The organism is Chryseobacterium paridis (assembly GCF_016595215.1).
In the GTDB taxonomy this organism is placed as follows: Bacteria; Bacteroidota; Bacteroidia; order Flavobacteriales; family Weeksellaceae; genus Chryseobacterium; species Chryseobacterium paridis.
The window spans coordinates 1101390-1118433 of sequence record NZ_JAENHK010000010.1 but is presented as its reverse complement, the minus strand read 5'-3'; the positions used below and the strand labels follow the sequence as shown (position 1 = coordinate 1118433).

General features: G+C 33.2%; 15 protein-coding genes. 7 read left to right on the top strand and 8 right to left on the bottom strand.

Annotation, left to right across the window (positions count from 1 at the left end; genetic code table 11):
* Positions 1-81 precede the first annotated feature (81 nt).
* Together JHL15_RS14560 and JHL15_RS14555 are read right to left on the bottom strand one after the other, a co-directional pair.
* Positions 82-810, bottom strand: a complete 729-nt coding sequence (locus tag JHL15_RS14560) for a LytR/AlgR family response regulator transcription factor (RefSeq protein ID WP_200246877.1) — start codon at positions 808-810, stop codon at positions 82-84.
* Positions 779-3706, bottom strand: coding sequence for a sensor histidine kinase (locus tag JHL15_RS14555; RefSeq protein ID WP_200246875.1), 2928 nt, complete (start codon positions 3704-3706; stop codon positions 779-781). Before JHL15_RS14555 ends, JHL15_RS14560 begins: the two co-directional genes overlap by 32 nt.
* 141 nt (positions 3707-3847) lie before the next feature.
* Between JHL15_RS14555 and JHL15_RS14550 the strand changes: the two genes are divergently transcribed.
* The 7 genes from JHL15_RS14550 to JHL15_RS14520 all read left to right on the top strand — a co-directional run bounded on the left by JHL15_RS14550 (position 3848) and on the right by JHL15_RS14520 (position 12615).
* Positions 3848-5731 carry a DNA topoisomerase IV subunit B gene (locus tag JHL15_RS14550; RefSeq protein ID WP_200246873.1) on the top strand — a complete coding sequence of 628 codons (1884 nt, stop codon included), beginning with the start codon at positions 3848-3850 and terminating at the stop codon, positions 5729-5731.
* An 83-nt stretch (positions 5732-5814) separates the two neighbouring features.
* Positions 5815-6300, top strand: coding sequence for a hypothetical protein (locus tag JHL15_RS14545; RefSeq protein WP_200246871.1), 486 nt, complete (start codon positions 5815-5817; stop codon positions 6298-6300).
* Positions 6300-8882, top strand: a complete 2583-nt coding sequence (locus tag JHL15_RS14540; protein ID WP_200246869.1) for a DNA gyrase/topoisomerase IV subunit A — start codon at positions 6300-6302, stop codon at positions 8880-8882. Before JHL15_RS14545 ends, JHL15_RS14540 begins: the two co-directional genes overlap by 1 nt.
* 14 nt (positions 8883-8896) lie before the next feature.
* Positions 8897-9538, top strand: coding sequence for a rhomboid family intramembrane serine protease (locus JHL15_RS14535; RefSeq protein ID WP_200246868.1), 642 nt, complete (start codon positions 8897-8899; stop codon positions 9536-9538).
* 33 nt (positions 9539-9571) lie between these two features.
* Positions 9572-10672: a helix-turn-helix domain-containing protein gene (locus JHL15_RS14530; protein ID WP_200246866.1), complete on the top strand. Its 1101-nt coding sequence runs from the start codon at positions 9572-9574 to the stop codon at positions 10670-10672.
* A gap of 144 nt (positions 10673-10816) precedes the next feature.
* The gene (locus JHL15_RS14525; RefSeq protein WP_200246865.1) at positions 10817-11602 is read left to right on the top strand and encodes an SDR family NAD(P)-dependent oxidoreductase; all 786 of its coding nucleotides are present in this window, start codon (positions 10817-10819) and stop codon (positions 11600-11602) included.
* Positions 11599-12615 (top strand): NAD-dependent epimerase/dehydratase family protein, encoded by a 1017-nt coding sequence (locus JHL15_RS14520; RefSeq protein ID WP_200246863.1) that lies wholly within the window; start codon positions 11599-11601, stop codon positions 12613-12615. Before JHL15_RS14525 ends, JHL15_RS14520 begins: the two co-directional genes overlap by 4 nt.
* On the opposite strand, the gene JHL15_RS14515 is transcribed toward JHL15_RS14520, so the two are convergent.
* The 6 genes from JHL15_RS14515 to JHL15_RS14490 form a co-directional block, all read right to left on the bottom strand.
* Positions 12566-12925 carry a DUF4180 domain-containing protein gene (locus JHL15_RS14515; RefSeq protein ID WP_200246862.1) on the bottom strand — a complete coding sequence of 120 codons (360 nt, stop codon included), beginning with the start codon at positions 12923-12925 and terminating at the stop codon, positions 12566-12568. The two genes, JHL15_RS14520 and JHL15_RS14515, sit on opposite strands and share 50 nt — an antisense overlap.
* Before the next feature lie 3 nt (positions 12926-12928).
* Complete coding sequence (locus JHL15_RS14510) at positions 12929-13978, bottom strand: serine hydrolase domain-containing protein (RefSeq protein WP_200246860.1); 1050 nt, start codon at positions 13976-13978, stop codon at positions 12929-12931.
* Positions 13979-14090: 112 nt separating this feature from the next.
* Positions 14091-14474 carry a 5-carboxymethyl-2-hydroxymuconate Delta-isomerase gene (locus tag JHL15_RS14505; protein ID WP_200246859.1) on the bottom strand — a complete coding sequence of 128 codons (384 nt, stop codon included), beginning with the start codon at positions 14472-14474 and terminating at the stop codon, positions 14091-14093.
* Positions 14475-14529: 55 nt separating this feature from the next.
* Positions 14530-15378 (bottom strand): peptide chain release factor N(5)-glutamine methyltransferase, encoded by an 849-nt coding sequence (gene prmC / locus JHL15_RS14500; RefSeq protein WP_200246856.1) that lies wholly within the window; start codon positions 15376-15378, stop codon positions 14530-14532.
* Positions 15379-16137, bottom strand: a complete 759-nt coding sequence (gene yaaA, locus JHL15_RS14495) for a peroxide stress protein YaaA (protein ID WP_200246854.1) — start codon at positions 16135-16137, stop codon at positions 15379-15381.
* 194 nt (positions 16138-16331) lie between these two features.
* A complete protein-coding gene (locus JHL15_RS14490; RefSeq protein ID WP_200246852.1) occupies positions 16332-16943 on the bottom strand; it encodes an L-threonylcarbamoyladenylate synthase in 612 nt (203 codons plus the stop codon).
* Positions 16944-17044: the final 101 nt, after the last annotated feature.

Sequence of the window (17044 nt, the reverse complement as noted above, 5' to 3'; positions counted from 1 at the left end):
TTGCCTATATGTAAAAATCCCTCTGTTTATTTTCAAAGTAAACAGAGGGATTTTCATATTTAAAAAAAAGGAATTTAGAATTTATTCCAAATGTTCAATTTTATGCAGGAAATCGTTTTTCTTTCTAACAGAGACATCAAGGACAGAATTGTCGGTCATAATGACTTGTCCTCCTTTTCCTTTGATATATTCCTTTAGATGGCTTAGGTTGATCAGGTGTTTATGGTGAATTCTAAAAAAATTATAATCTGCTAAAAATTCTTCAAATTCATGCAATGTCTTAGAGACTATTATGTTGGTCTTATCACTCATATAAAAAGTAGTATAGCTGGAGTCAGCTTCACAACGTACAATATCGCTAATATTGGTTAATTTAAATCCCTGTAGGGTAGGGAGGCTGATTTTATTCTGGCTGGAAGAAACGGAAATACTTTTATTCTTTTTGTTGATTTCAAGGGCTTTGTTTACGGCTATAATAAAATCCATTCTTTTAATTGGTTTCAGGAGGTAATCTGTAGCGCCATTCTTTATCGCTTGAATAGCAAAGTGTTCAAAAGCTGTAATAAAAATGATCAGAGAGTTGATTTCTCTGAATTTTGAAAGCAGATCGAATGCTGTTCCGTCCTTTAACTGGATATCCAGGAAAAGGATGTCAGGAGCACTTTTAATAAGATTTACATATGCTTCTTCTACGCTTGAAGCCTGAAATGAGATCTGGATGTCCGGAAACTCATTCTTCAGCAAAAGAGAAATATAATCTCTTCCGTCTTGTTCGTCATCAATGATGCATGCTTGTACTTTCGTTTTCATAGGGAGTCATGTATAGTTTTATTTGTGTTCCTGGTTTTTTTTCTTTTTCAGAAAGATCGTTAATTTCTAATGTTATATTAGTCTCAAAAAGCTGTCTGAATGTTTCAATTCTTTTTTGAGATAATTTTACCCCGAAAGAATTGGTCTTGGCATTAGATTCTGGTTTGTTTCCTATACCTACGCCATTGTCTTCAATAGTAATACAGAGTAATGAATCTGCATAATCAAATAATATTTCAATATTTCCTTTTCTGTCTTTTAAATTTGAAACACCATGTTTTATAGCATTTTCAACAAAAGGTTGGATTAAAAGGGATGGAATAACCCAACTTTTATTGACTGCGGGAGAAATCGTTATTTTATAATCAAACAAGTCTTTTAATCGAAGCTTTTCCATGTTTAAGTAGAGAGAAAGATAATCGGTTTCTTCTTTGATTGGCATAAAAGTTTTCTCAGAATAATGTAACGTTTTTCTGATCATTTGAGAGAAGATGTCCAGATAATTTTCAGTCTCCGTATAATCCTTTTTATAAAGTAAAAATTGAATAGAATTAAGACAATTATAAATGAAATGAGGATTTATTTGTGCTTTAATGGCCTGTAGTTCCAGCTCTGCAATTTTCTTCTCATAGTACAATGTTGCCAATTTTTTATTTCGTTTTCTTTGGAAATATAAGGTAATGAGAGAGAAAAGTATTGAGCCCACGAGGATGATTATTAAAAACCTGAACCACCATGTTTGCCAGAATTTGGGTTTAATTTCGAAGGTGATGTCAGTAGATGTGCGAGATTGTTTTCCATTATAACCCAATCCAAAAACTTTAAAAATATATTTTCCTGGTGGAAGAGCATTGAACATAATCTTTGGTGAACTGCTGATTTGCCATTCATCATTCAGGCCTTCAACCTTATATTTGTAGCTTACTTTTCCTTGTGAAGCATAATCGAGAAAACTCAAATTAAAGGCTACTGTATTTTCAGGCGCCTGACTTGTAATTTTTTGATTGAGATTATATATTTCCCGATCTCCTACTGCAACAGAATTGACGATTACTTTCTTATTGATAAATGTTTGCTGTCCTATTAAATTGCTAATGGGAAGAATAGCCAAACCTTTTGTAGTTCCAGCATAAATAGTGTCATCTCTTATTACACACCCTGCAACAACATTGGATGGAAGGCCGTCAGTTTGAGTGAAATTATTAATCTTAACATGGGCTCCGTGTATTTCAATCCTGCTCAATCCGGAATTGGTGCTAGCCCAAAAGACATTTCCATTCTGGACTTCTATTTTCTTTATCTGGTCCGTTGATAACCCGTTTTTTTCAGTTATTCTTCTGATAACTTTTTTATTATTAAAAAATATAATACCGTTAAGATTAGTGGCCCCAACATATAAATTGTTTTTGAGCTTTTTGATATCTGTGAAATAGTATCCTTCAAGAAATAAATTTTTCTTTTTTGTCCTGACATTCAGCTTATACAAGTCTTTAAAATCTCCAACAAATATGCTGTCTTTGTCATAAGATAAAGCATTGTAGGTTCTTTCATTAAGTAGCTGTGAATATGTATTTGTCACAAAATTATAAGCAGTTAGCCCTTGTGAGGTACAAAGAAATACAGAATCATTCGTATATGGAAGAATATTCTTTAAGCTAAAATCCTTGATATGAGTTACTTTGCGGGTTAGGGTATTGTATTTAAAAATACTTAAAGTACACCCAAATAAAATAGTATTTCCTTTTGAAAATATGGACTTAGTCTGAATCTTTCTATTTTTTTCAAGGGTGATATCCGTTATGGTGTTGGATTTTAATATACCGCTTTTGGCTTCATTGTATCCCAGAATAATATCTTTTCCATTTTTTTCAATAGCTGTAATAAAAGATGAATTATTCTTTACCGGTAAATGAATATAATTATTGAAAAATTTATCGGTAATAAAAAAGACTCCATTATTTCTAGTCGAAAACCACACATTATTATCCCGGTCTATCAGAATATGATTCATCACAAAATCATCCATGATCTTTATAGGATGAGAAAGATTTCCTTGCCGCAGAGTCTGCTTATAATAAAGCACACCTCCTTTGTCAAGACAGAGCCAAATCCTGTAATTCTTGTCAATAACGATTTGGTGTATTTTCTCAGGAACAGAAAATGACTGAATTTTTTTGAAATAATATCTATTGTATCTTTTATAAATAACCACTTTATTATCCAATTTTGTAACTAAAAAATCACCTGCTTTATAAATCGTGGTCTTAGGTAAAAGGAGATTACAAATCGTTTTCTTTTTGGTCAGAATATCATAGGTCATCACCTGGCCATTCTGATCTGTTAGATAAAGTAGATGGAGGTCAATGTCAAAAGAAAATACATAATACTTGTCCGATGATGTGATTTCTTTACCTAGGTGTAATGGAATAGTTTTTACCTTCTCATTATGATATACAAAAATTTCTTTAGGAGCAGTGGCATTAAATATAAACACAGAGTCTCCGTTGCTGTAATTTGCAGATAAATGGGTGAGCTTTTTGAGTTCTTTATTGCGATCGGAATTGATGATCTTTCCATTTTTCAAATAAGCAAAGTCACTCAAATAAGACATGATGAAATTTTCACCATTAGATAGGGGATTACACGCTAAAACATCAATATTTTTCAGCCCGTTTTTCTCATTAAATTGTTTGAATTCTTTTCCGTCGAACCTGAATAATCCGTTATCACTACCTATCCAGATGAATCCGTTATTATCCTGATTAATTGAATACGTAGTTGAACTATTTAATCCGTCCTCTTCGCTATAATTTACCAGTCCGGGGATCTGAGCAAATGAGATAAAAGGTAAGAATAGTATTAATAAAAATAGAGGAAAATCATGTATGCTTTTCACTTAATATTGAATAATGGTGTAAATATAAAGGTTGCTTGATAATAATGCAATACATGGTAAAGAATATTACAAAAAATGAATTAGAAAAATTCGGATAATTTTGATCATTTTCGTACTTTTGTATGTTTGCTGAAATAACTTATGTCACAAGAAATAAATCCAATCTATTCGGAAGATAATATCAGAACCCTCGATTGGCAGGAACATATTCGTTTGCGTCCCGGTATGTACATCGGAAAGCTCGGAGATGGTTCTTCTGCTGATGATGGAATTTACATTTTACTTAAAGAAATCCTGGACAACTCCATCGATGAGTTCAGGATGAAATCTGGTAAAAGAATCGAAATAAAAGTAGACGATGGTAAGGTAACGATCCGTGATTTTGGTCGTGGAATTCCTTTAGGGAAAGTAGTGGATGCAGTATCCAAAATGAATACCGGAGGTAAATATGATAGTAAAGCATTTAAAAAATCTGTTGGATTAAATGGTGTTGGTACAAAAGCGGTAAATGCCCTTTCTGATTACTTTAGAGTGAGATCTTTCCGTGAGGGGAGAATGAAAGTAGCCGAATTTTCACGTGGAATTATTTCAGAAAATCACGAAGAAAAAGAAACTTCAGACAGAAACGGTACTGAAATTTCCTTTATTCCTGATGGAGAAATATTTCTTCACTTTAAATACAGAAAAGAGTATATCGAAAGAATGCTCCGAAATTATGCCTATCTGAACCCAGGGCTTAAGATCATATTCAATGGGGAGACTTATTATTCTGAAAATGGTCTTAAAGATTTGTTGGAAGAAGAACTGGAAAGTGAAATTCTTTATCCGATTGTACATTTAATGGATAATGATATAGAATTGGCTATCACCCATTCAGACAAGTCACAGACAGAAACTTATTTTTCATTTGTTAATGGTCAGAATACCACTCAGGGTGGTACCCATCTTAATGCCTTCCGAGAAGCCTATGTAAAGACGATACGTGAATTTTTCAATAAAAATTTCGATGCTTCTGATATCAGAAAGTCGATTATTGCAGCGATTTCAATCAATGTAGAAGAGCCTGTTTTTGAATCTCAGACGAAGACTAAATTAGGTTCTAATGATATGGGGCCCAATGGACCTACCGTGAGAACTTTTATCATTGACTTTTTAAAAAGCAAGCTGGATAATTTCTTACACAGAAATCCTGAAATCGCAGAAGCTATTCAAAGAAAAATCTTAATTTCAGAAAGGGAAAGAAAAGAGCTTTCAGGAATTCAGAAATTAGCAAGAGAAAGAGCAAAAAAAGTATCACTTCATAATAAAAAACTTCGGGATTGCAGACAGCATTATAATGATCAGAAAGCAGAAAGAAAAGGCGATACACAGATTTTCATTACCGAGGGTGATTCTGCATCAGGATCAATTACCAAATCAAGAGATGTAGAAACGCAAGCCGTATTTTCATTGAAAGGAAAGCCTTTGAACTGTTATGGTCTGACCAAGAAAGTGGTATATGAAAACGAAGAATTTAATCTCTTACAGGCGGCTTTAAATATTGAAGAAAGCCTTGAAGATTTAAGATATAACCAGGTTATCATTGCAACCGATGCCGATGTTGATGGGATGCACATTCGTCTTTTAATGATTACATTCTTTTTACAGTTTTTCCCTGATCTGATTAAGAATGGACATCTTTATATTCTTCAAACCCCCTTGTTCAGGGTGAGAAATAAGAAAGAGACAAGATATTGCTATACCGAAATGGAAAGGGTAAAAGCATTGAATGATTTAGGTAAAAACCCAGAGATCACACGATTTAAAGGGTTGGGAGAAATCTCACCTGATGAATTCAAACATTTCATTGGTAAGGATATTCGTCTTGAGCCCGTAGTGGTAGGAAAAGATCAAACCATAGAACAACTTTTAGAGTTCTATATGGGTAAAAACACACCAGACAGACAGGTATTTATTCTTGAGAATCTGGTTGTAGAAGAAGGAGATATCGATAGTAGAGAATTAATAACTGAAGTAGAAAGTTAAATAGATCCCTCGAAAAACTTTCTATAAAAACTAGCCATAAAAAACTTTTAATGAGATAACTTTAAACCTAAACACAAATAATAATGAGATTAAGTAACCGCAATAAAGCGCCGGGCTATAACTTTATTAATACCCTGTTAATAATGATTTTAGTTGGCGGAATTGTATCCTTCTTTTTAGAAGAATATAAATTTAATATTTTAGGATCAGAAAGCTATTTGTTAATTATAATACCATTAATTATGTTGGTTTCTTTCCATCTTATGGGAAGGCAGATATTTGAATACGATAGCGATGGAGAGGCTCTCAACTTCAAAAACAGGAATATTATTCCCTTTTTAGATAAACCTTTAAGTGATGAATTTCCAAAATATAAATTAATAAAATATGAGATTGTAAATCTACTTTTTATCAAAAGATTATATGTCACGATTTCCAGTAAGAATAGTGGCTCAACGATGTTAAAATATGAAATATCCTATTTAACAACAAAAGAAGTAAACGATTTAAAATTCTCTTTAAATAAAGTAGTGAAAGCTAATAACGAGAAAAACGTCAAAGACAGATAATGACAGAAGAAAATTCACACGAAGGCGAAAGCTTAAAGAAAGTTTCCGGACTTTACAAAGACTGGTTTCTTGACTATGCTTCTTACGTGATTTTAGATAGAGCAATCCCATCGGTTTATGATGGATTAAAACCCGTTCAGAGACGAATCATGCACTCTATGCGAGAGCTGGAGGACGGAAGGTATAATAAGGTCGCCAATATTGTTGGTAATACAATGAAATATCACCCACACGGTGATGCTTCTATTACCGATGCGATGGTACAAATCGGGCAAAAAGAACTTTTGATAGATACTCAGGGGAACTGGGGGAATGTCTATACCGGAGATTCTGCGGCTGCGGCGAGGTATATCGAAGCCAGATTAACACCCTTTGCTTTGGAAGTGGTTTTCAACCCTAAAACCACAGAATGGTCCAAGTCTTATGATGGCAGAAATAATGAGCCTATTGATTTACCTGTAAAATTTCCATTGCTTCTTACGCAAGGGGTAGAAGGAATTGGGGTAGGGCTATCTACTAAAATACTTCCGCATAACTTTAATGAACTGATCAATGCCTCTGTTGCACATCTTAAAGGCAAAAAGTTTGAATTATTTCCTGACTTCTTAACTGCAGGTTATTTAGATGTCTCAGAATATAACGATGGTCAAAGAGGTGGAAAAGTTCGGGCAAGAGCGAGAATTACACAGACTGATAAACATACATTGGTTATCTCAGAACTTCCTTTTTCTAAAACAACGAGCGATCTTATAGATTCTATTTTGAAAGCGAATGAGAAAGGAAAGATCAAAATCAAAAAAATTGAAGATAATACTTCAGATACAGTGGAGATTCTGATTCATTTGCATAATGATGTGTCACCGGATAAAACGATTGATGCTTTGTATGCATTTACAGATTGTCAGGTTACAATTTCTCCAAATGCCTGCGTTATCGTAGGGGATAAACCAATGTTCCTGAATGTTTCTGAAATTCTAAGAATGAATACTGATCATACCGTTTCCCTATTAAAAAAGGAACTGGAGATCGAACTTCATGAATTGCAGGAAAGCTGGCATTTTTCTTCATTAGAAAGGATTTTCATTGAAAACAGAATCTATCATGATATTGAAGAAGTGGAAACCTGGGAAGATGTTATCAAAACCATCGATGCTGGTTTAAAGCCACACACAAAACATCTTTTAAGAGCAGTAACTGAAGAAGATATTTTAAAACTGACAGAGATCAGAATCAAAAGAATTTCCAGATTTGACTTAGATAAATTTAAAGAAAACATTGCAGCTCTTGAAGGTAAAATAGAGCTGGTAAAACATAATTTAGCCAACCTGATTACCTATGCTATTGAGTATTATCAAAATATTCAAAAGAAATACGGTAAAGACAGACAAAGAAGAACGGAGTTAAGAATCTTCGATACGATTGATGCTACGAAAGTGGCAGTTGCGAATGAGAAGTTCTATGTGAATAGGGAAGAAGGCTTTATCGGGACATCATTACGAAAAGATGAATACCTCTTCGATTGTTCAGATATTGATGATATCATTACCTTCAGAAAAGATGGAAGTATGAAGATCGTTAAAGTAGAAGCTAAAACTTTTATCGGAAAAGATCTTCTGCATGTTGCTGTCTGGAAGAAAAATGATAAAAGAACAGTGTATAATATGATCTATCGCGAAGGCAAAGAAGGTCCTTATTATATGAAACGTTTCTCTGTAACAGCAGTGACCAGAAATACAGATTATCCTTTAGCTTCAGACAAAAAAGGATCTGAGGTTCTTTATTTTTCAGCCAATCCAAATGGAGAAGCAGAAACTGTTACCGTTTTGTTGAAACCTAATCCTAGGATCAGAAAAAATAAAATGGACATCGATTTTTCTGAATTAGCGATCAAAGGACGTGATTCCAAAGGTAATTTAGTAACCAAATATTCGGTTAAAAAAGTAGATCTTAAAGAAGAAGGTATTTCTACGCTGGCTCCAAGAAGAATTTGGTTTGATGATACAGTAAGAAGATTAAATGCTGATGGAAGAGGTACTTTATTAGGTAATTTCAAAGGAGATGATAAGATTCTTACCATCAATTCCAATGGGGAAGCAAAATTAGTAAGCTTCGACCTTGGAAACCGTTTTGATGATGAATATCTGATCCTGGAAAAATGGCGTCCGCAACAGCCTGTTACTTGCATTTATTATGACGGGGAAAAGGATATTTATTTTATTAAAAGGTTCCTTCTTGAAAATAATACCAACCCACAAGGTTTTATGCCTTCAGAGCATAGTAAGTCATTTGTCGAAAACGTGATTGTAGCAAACGGCGCTACTGCTGAAATTATTTTCACAAAAGATAAAGGAAAAGAAAGAGATCCTGAAACCATCAACATTGATGAATTTATCATGGTGAAAGGAATAAAAGCTATCGGAAATCAATTCACTAAATTTAAAGTAAAAACCATTAACGTTACGATACCAGAAGTTGAAGAGGAAGAGCCGGAAGTGTATGAAGATCCAGAACCTATAGAAGGGATTGATGAAGACGGAGGTATTATAGGAGACCTGTTTGAAGGGGATGAAAATGAAAATTAAATATTAAACTAATTATGAATATAGTCGTTTTAATTATTATAGCTGTCACATGCATTATTAGTTATATGGGTTTAAATAATTCAAGTTTATTTGAAAAGTATAAATTCAATGTGGCTGCAATTACAAATCGAAAAGAATATATCAGATTAATTAGTTCTGCTTTTTTACATGCAGATTTTATGCATTTGTTTTTCAATATGTTATCTTTATATTTTTTTCAAGGAGCAGTAATTGGCTTTTTTGGGGAAGTAGGCTTTTTGGTCATTTATTTTGGCTCAATGCTTTTGGGGAATTTATTTAGTCTTTTAATTTATAAAAATCAGCCATGGTATTCAGCTATTGGAGCATCAGGAGCAGTTTCAGGAATTATTTTTGCTGCAATAGCGATGGCTCCAAATGAAATTAGTGTGAACTTTTTGCCAGGTTGGCTCTTTGGAACATTATATTTTGGATACTCTGTTTATATGATGTTAAATCCTAAGCAATGGGATAATTTAGGACATTCAGCTCATTTAGGAGGTGCTTTTTTTGGTTTGATTTATTCTATTTTGATGCATCCAGATTTAGCAATGAGCAATATACTTTATCTTGGAATAATGTCTCTTCCCTTAGCTTATTTAAGCTATGAAATTTTTGTAAGGAAAAGAATAGGATAAAAAAGATTATCTTTAATCAAAATATCAAAACCAATGAACACAATAGAGTTAAATCGTTTTATCGTTATACTTATCTTTGGTTCATTGGTTTTGCTTTCTTTATTAAAACTAACAAACCCTCTTAAAGTAAATAGAAAAGCCAATATTTGGTTTGGTTTATTTCTTTTTTTGTGGTCAACTTTCTGGCTGGATGAGATTTGCTCTCTTATTAAAGGCTTTGAAGTGGAATTTCACTCTATTCTTGTAGTCCAGTTTGCTCAGTTTTTGACACCTATTATGTTTTATTTTAGTGTCTTATTTTTCTCTAATCCTTCCTTCAGGTTTAAGATTCTTGATGTAAAATATGCTATTTTACCAGTTATCTTTCTGGTTAATTTACTGTTACAGCGGTTTGGAGGGTTTGAAGATCAAAGCTTATTTGGATATGTGTATATTGGGCTGATCTTATTTCAGGCGGTATTCTATACGGGACTTTCTTATTTTACTATACGTAAACACCAAAAGAGAATCCAGCAATTCTCAGCTAATACGGAAGGAATCAATCTTAACTGGCTGGAGTATATTATCCTCATCCTTTTTATCATAAATATTGTATATGTTATTTACAATCTTTTCTATGATCCTACTTCATTAAATGCTTTTATTAATATCGCGTTTTTATTGGTTGTTTATTTTGTGGCTTACTATTCTTTAAAGCAAAAAGAAATCTATCCGGTTGAAGAAAAGAAAAGAGATGAATTCATCTCAATTAACGAGGAAAGTGAGAGCGAAGAAATTAAAAGAAAATTGATCCCTGATGAAGAATTGCTGAGAATAAAGACAGATCTTGAAAAGCTAATGGAGAAGGAAAAACCTTATCTGGACAGCGAGCTGAATTTGATTAAATTATCCGAGCAACTTTCCGTATCCACTCATCATTTATCCTATGCAATCAACACCGGGTTTCAAAAAAATTTTTTTCAGTTTGTCAATGAATATAGAATTGATTATGCTAAAAAGCTTTTAAAAGATAACAGCGCCAACAAACTTTCTATTTTAGGAATTGCTTACGAGTCCGGATTCAATTCCAAGACATCTTTTAATACTACTTTTAAAAAATTTACAGATCAGACTCCTTCCGAGTTCAAAAAATAAGTTCAGGTTTATAAATTTTAACCTTTTTTATTTATAATGTATTTGTTTTCAGTTAATTGTATTTTGTTCTTAAATATGTTCACTGATATAATCCGGAACAGAAAAACCTATTTATGAGGATAGATTTGTACCATAATTTTTGTTATGGATACCAAAGAATCATTCGCTGTTGTTACAGGTGCAAGTCAGGGATTAGGTAAGGCTTTTGTCGAGCATCTTGCTAAGAAGAAGATTAATGTCATTCTTATTAGCTTACCCAATCAGAACGTAAAGGAATTGAGTGAAAGAATTGCTGAAAGCTATGAGGTAAAAACGCATTACTATGAGATCGATCTTTCCTCAAACGAAAATGTATTGAATCTTACAGATGAGTTAAACAAATCTTTTAATATTCATATTTTGATCAATAATGCAGGATTAGGAGGAACACAGAAATTTGTGGATGCTACACCTGATTACATCAATACCATTCTTCAGGTTAATGTGATGGCTACCTCCATGATGACTCATCAGCTGCTACCTAATTTATTGAAACAGCCTAAAGCCTATATTTTAAATGTTTCCAGTATGGCTGCTTTCTCACCTATTGGTTTTAAAACAGTATATCCGGCATCTAAAACATTTATTCATTCATTTTCAAGAGGATTGTATGAAGAGTTGAAAGATACCAATGTCTTTGTAAGTGTTGTGAATCCGGGAGCAATGAAAACCAATAAAGATGTATGCAAGAGAATTGAAAAACAAGGTTTTTTAGGAAAATTGACTTTATTAGATCCCAATAAAGTGGCTGCACGCTGTGTAAATCAGTTATTTAAAAGAGATTCTGTGATCATGGTAAATCCCATAAGTTGGCTTGTTATGAAAATACTGCCTATCTGGATCAAATTACCATTGATGACCAATGCAATAAAAAGAGAAATTGGAGCATGAAAAAAGTATTTGTAACCGGAATTACCGGACTTCTAGGAACTAATGTTGTTATAAAATTATTAAAAGATGGTTATTTTGTTATTGCTTTGGTGCGGCAGAAAAGTCGCTATTATGGTCAGGAAGATGAAAACCTCCAATTAGTGGAAGGTGATCTCCTAAGTGATGTTTCCCAATACCTGAAAACAGTAGATTTTGTCATTCACATAGCAGCTGAAACCAGCCAGAATCTACTTTCTTATGAAAAATATAAAGAAACAAATTACGATGTAGTTGTTCACCTATTCTCAGAATCTGTGGAAGCAGGAATTAAAAAGTTTCTGTTTGTCAGCACAGCAAATACAATGGGATATGGTGATATAAAAGGACTGGGAAATGAACAGTCCAGACAGAAATATCCCTTTACAAAATCATTCTATGCCCAAAGCAAACGGGAGGCGGAAAATTATCTTTTGAGGAATAATAAAACAACAGATGTTGTTATACTCAATCCCACCTTTATGATTGGAGCTCATGATCGAAAGCCAAGCTCCGGAAAGATTATCTATTGGGTGTGGAAAAAGAAATTAGTCTTTTATCCTTCAGGAGGTAAAAATTTCGTACACGTTGAAGATGCAGCTCAGGGAATTATAAATGCAATTGAAAAGGGGAAAAATGGAGAAAAATATCTTTTAGCCCATGAAAATTGTAAGTATAAAGATTTTTTTAAAAAAGTAAATGCAATCACAGAACAAAATCCGTTGCTTCTTCCATTACCTGATTTTGTTTTAATCTTTTTAGGTGTTCTTGGTGATGTATTGAGGTTTTTTAACATCAAGACAAACTTATGCTCTTCTAACATGAAAGCATTAAGAATTAATAATTATTATACAGGTCAAAAATCCATTGATGAATTAGGAATTCATTATCAGCCAATGGATAAAGCAATTATGGACGCCATCAATTTCTTTGAAAATAAAGAATATGCTATTTCGAAAGTTTCTCTAAAGCCTCAGGTAAGGCTTCAACAAAATTGACATGCCGGGTTTTGTTGCTTTCAAAAATAAAATCTTTAATACTTTTGCTTTCATACTTATCAAAATTTCCTACAATAGCTAATCCTACACGATAATTCGAAAATTTTTGAAGTATATCGCCGGCAATTTTAGTTTTAAGATCAAAGAAATCTGGCGTCAAATTTTTTTCATAGATGATCACCTTATCAAAGCCCTGATAATACATATTGCCAAGGAGGTCGAGACCATCCTGAGCTGATTCTATTATTACAGTATCGGAGATTATTTCTGCTACTTTAGTTCCATTGATCTCATGGGATCTCACTTCCATATCTTATTTATTTTTTAATATTGATTCTCTCATATCATCCAGAAAATTCTGCAAAGGAAATGCATCTCCCTGATTGGTAAGAGTAATTATAGTTTCATTATTTTTAATATCCCGCCAGAATAAAGCCCGAAAACCATCTAATCCACCAGTATGGCTTACTACTTTTCCTTCTCCGGAAAAATCTATAAACCATCCAAATCCATAATTGGAAAGCTTTCCGTTGGATAATGTGAAAGGAGTATACATTTGATCGGTATTATCCTTATTTATGAGTGAAAATTGACGGAGAGCTTGGTCAAATTTGTATAGATCTTCAGGCGTTGAATAGATACCACCATCTCCGGTAGTCAGAATGGAGTAGTCATCAGGTTTTTTTTCGCTATCGTAGCCGAGAGCCCTGTTCTTATTTGTAGGTGTTGATCCATCATATACCTCTGTATTATTCATTTTTAGAGGGATAAAGATATTTTTCTCAAGAAAACTCTTATAGGATTCTCCTGAAATTTTTTCAATAATAGAAGACAGGATAATATAGCCACTGTTGCTATATTGAAACTTACTTCCAGATGGAAATTGCAACCCTTTTTGTTCCTGTAGCCAATGAAGAACATCTTGATTGGTTAATCCCTTTTTACCACTCAGAATGTTTTCATAATCTCTTATACCTGAGGTATGACTGAGTAAATGTCTTATGCTGATATTCTTTGCATAATCAGGAAGCTCCGGTAGATATGTAGAAGCTTTGTCATCGTAAGACAATTGCCCTTTTTGTTGCAATAAAATGATAGCTGTAGCAGTAAATGGCTTGCTTAATGAAGCAATATAGAGTGGAGTATTCTTAGTAAGAATCCTTTTATGGCTGAAATCAGCATAACCCACCACTGAATCATAAATAATTTGGTTGTTTTGCATAACCAGAATGCTACCATTCAATTTTCCTTTTTTATGGTATTGGGTAATGATATCTTCTGGAGTTTTTCCACATGAAGGCAGGAATAAACAAAACAAAAAAACAATGTATTTTTTGATATATAAAGCAGAAAAATAGTTCATTGATTTCAAAGTTAAATTGTTTCTTAAAAGATACTAATAATTATCAGTGCCATTTAACCTAATTACTGAATCTATTTGGGTCCTGAAATTTACAAGCAGTTAAAAAGATTTATTAATTACCAAAATGTCTGTTTTTGTTTATATTTTCAGGATTGATTAATGATTTGTTACAGTAGGTTGCTGCTTCAAATTCTGTGATATTCATTGATAAAAAAGAAATTTCAGGAAACAGCAGATTGAGACGTTCAATTACCTGTCTTGACAGATTTGCTTTTTGTTCAGCAGTTCTTCCTTCCATGATATTCCCAAAAATATGGATGAAACCGTTCTTTCCTTCACCAAGTTTATAATATTTGAAAGGTGAAATTCTAACCTTAATGTCATTTTTTGCGAAAAGGCCAGATGCTTCAGCACCTTCGTATACAGCTTGCATAATTTTACCAGGAGATTGTTGACTTAAAATATTTACGGAGCATTCTATATTAAAATGTGGCATGATGATTAAAAATTTTAATTAAAGATACACATCTTACCTCTTAATATGCTCAATATTATTTTATTCCAAAAATGAACCGGTCATTTTCTGATAGATCTTTAACCAATTGGGCTGTTGTAAAATGAGAATAAAGCGCGAGTGTTTCGGGACCTAACTTTTGATTAATTTCCAGGAATAACAATCCGTTGTCGTTCAGGTGCTTCTTAGAATCCTCTGCAATCTTGCGGTAAAAAATCAATGCGTCCGAAGTAGGAGAGAAAAGAGCCATTTTGGGTTCAAATTCCTTTACTGACTCCGCAATTCCCACTTCCTCTTCAATTCCGATATACGGAGGATTTGAAATAATAACATCGTAATTTTCAGTGAGTTTCGTATTCAGGTAATCTCCATGGACGAAATTGACATCGAGCTGATGAAAGTCCGCATTTCTTTTGGCAATTTCTAAAGCTTTTTCCGAAAAATCGATGGACGAAATGAAAGCTTCTGGAAAATGTTTTTTCAGTACCAAAGGAATGACCCCACTTCCTGTTCCAATGTCAAGAATTCTAGGTTGAGGGTTGGTGAGAGCTAAACTTTGGATTTTATGAATAGCCATTTCTAGTAATTCCTCAGTTTCCGGACGAGGTATTAAAACATGCTCATTCACAAAAAACATCATCCCATAAAACTCTGTTTCGCCTAGAATATGTTGATAAGGCTTGTTCGTTTTTAATTCCAGGATAATTTTCTCAAGTTTTTCTTCGTCCTCAGATGACAACTCCACATCAGAAGATCTTCTCTGTTGGAATGCATCAAGTCCCATGATTTTTTCTATAAAAATGGAAGATAAAAATGAACTTTCAGATTCTGTATAAAGCTGCTGAAGTTCATTTCTAAAATGTATTTTAAATTCTGCGATTGTCATTTATCTTACAAAAACCAATTTTGTATCAGTGGATTTTTCTTCATCGATCAGGTAACCTTCATAGTTAAATGCTTTTACGTCATTCAAGGTTTGGGCATTGGTTTCAGCACAGAATCTCACTACCATACCTCTTGCATGTTTGGTATACACTACAATGGTTTTCAATTTTCCATCCTTTAATTCATAGAAATCAAAATCGATCACCTTGTGATTTAATTTCTTTCTGTCAATTACTTTTCCATATTCATTACTGGCTAAATGAAGCAGAATCTCATTCTTTTTCATTTCAGAATTCAATTGTTCTGTAATTTTTACTCTCCAGAATTCATAAAGATTTTTGTATTGATCAAATTCAAAGTGGCGACCCATTTCAAGCCTGTATAACATTACTTTATCGGATGGTTTTAATAAACCATATAATCCGGATAGCATTCTATAGTTTTTCTGTAGATAATCGATTGCTTTTTTATCCAGTGTTTTAGCATCAAGACCTCTGTAAACCTCTCCTGTAAATGCAAACATTGCGGGAGCTGATTCTTTCGGCTTTGGATTCGATTTCCAGTTTTGATTTCTTTCCCAGTTCTCATCGGCCAACTTTGGCGATATTTCCATTAATTCGGAAAGATATTTCGGTGATTTGTGTTTTAAAAAAGATTGTATAAATTCTGCATCTTCAATGAATTTCGGAGTAGTCGATCTCAATAAATCGGTTGAGTTTTCTACATTCATTAATTTGGCAGGTGATGTAATAATTTTCATAAAATAATATAATAAAGACCCTACAGAAGGATATAATAAATAATTAGTTACGGGATTCGGGTTTCGAGGTTCTGTGTGTTATTTTCTGTATCACTTTCATCTCCCATCTTCCATCTTCTGACTTCCAGCTTTTAAACTTCTAACCTTCACTTTCCATTTTCAACTTTCCACTTTCCACTTTCAATTACATGAAACTAAATAACTCCTTTCCCTTGTCTGATCACTTCCGGCTCTCCAGAAGTAAGGTCAACAATAGTAGAAGCTACGTTATCTCCATAACCGGAATCGATGACAATATCTACTAAATGGTCATACTTTTCAGCAATAAGTTCGGGATCAGTAGAATATTCGATCACTTCATCTTCATCTCTGATGGATGTCGAAGCGATTGGATGCCCCAGTTTTTCAACAATCAATTGTGGAATCGAGTGGTCAGGAACACGAATACCGATGGTTTTATGCCCTTTATACGCTAATGGAACACTTTTGTTGGCATCCAGAATAAATGTAAAAGGACCGGGAAGATGGCTTTTCAAAAACCTGAAAACGGAAGTGTCAATAGGTCTTGTAAAATCTGAAAGATGGCTGAGATCATTACATATAATTGAAAATTGAGCCTTTTCCAGTCTCATTTTCTTTATCTGAGCTAGTTTTTCCATAGCTTTGATATCAAAAATATTACAACCCAAGGCATAAATAGTATCTGACGGATAAATAATTAATCCACCATTATTTAAAGTTTTAATCACCTCATTTATAAGATTTTCCTGAGGATTATCAGGATAAATTTTTAAGATTTTTGCCATGAAACAAAGATACAAATAAATGAATAGTTTTCATAAAACTCCTTTATTTAAAAGAAAAATTAGGAATTTAAAAAAATAGTCGTACATTTGCAATCCAATAT

Bases quoted from the DNA above. Each gene is read 5' to 3' on its own strand.
- JHL15_RS14510 (WP_200246860.1), bottom strand. From the start codon at position 13,978: ATGAACTATTTTTCTGCTTTATATATCAAAAAATACATTGTTTTTTTG.
- JHL15_RS14490 (WP_200246852.1), bottom strand. From the start codon at position 16,943: ATGGCAAAAATCTTAAAAATTTATCCTGATAATCCTCAGGAAAATCTT.
- JHL15_RS14530 (WP_200246866.1), top strand. From the start codon at position 9,572: ATGAACACAATAGAGTTAAATCGTTTTATCGTTATACTTATCTTTGGT.
- JHL15_RS14520 (WP_200246863.1), top strand. From the start codon at position 11,599: ATGAAAAAAGTATTTGTAACCGGAATTACCGGACTTCTAGGAACTAAT.
- JHL15_RS14525 (WP_200246865.1), top strand. From the start codon at position 10,817: ATGGATACCAAAGAATCATTCGCTGTTGTTACAGGTGCAAGTCAGGGA.
- prmC (WP_200246856.1), bottom strand. From the start codon at position 15,378: ATGACAATCGCAGAATTTAAAATACATTTTAGAAATGAACTTCAGCAG.
- JHL15_RS14515 (WP_200246862.1), bottom strand. From the start codon at position 12,925: ATGGAAGTGAGATCCCATGAGATCAATGGAACTAAAGTAGCAGAAATA.
- JHL15_RS14560 (WP_200246877.1), bottom strand. From the start codon at position 810: ATGAAAACGAAAGTACAAGCATGCATCATTGATGACGAACAAGACGGA.
- yaaA (WP_200246854.1), bottom strand. From the start codon at position 16,137: ATGAAAATTATTACATCACCTGCCAAATTAATGAATGTAGAAAACTCA.
- JHL15_RS14535 (WP_200246868.1), top strand. From the start codon at position 8,897: ATGAATATAGTCGTTTTAATTATTATAGCTGTCACATGCATTATTAGT.
- JHL15_RS14505 (WP_200246859.1), bottom strand. From the start codon at position 14,474: ATGCCACATTTTAATATAGAATGCTCCGTAAATATTTTAAGTCAACAA.
- JHL15_RS14545 (WP_200246871.1), top strand. From the start codon at position 5,815: ATGAGATTAAGTAACCGCAATAAAGCGCCGGGCTATAACTTTATTAAT.
- JHL15_RS14540 (WP_200246869.1), top strand. From the start codon at position 6,300: ATGACAGAAGAAAATTCACACGAAGGCGAAAGCTTAAAGAAAGTTTCC.
- JHL15_RS14550 (WP_200246873.1), top strand. From the start codon at position 3,848: ATGTCACAAGAAATAAATCCAATCTATTCGGAAGATAATATCAGAACC.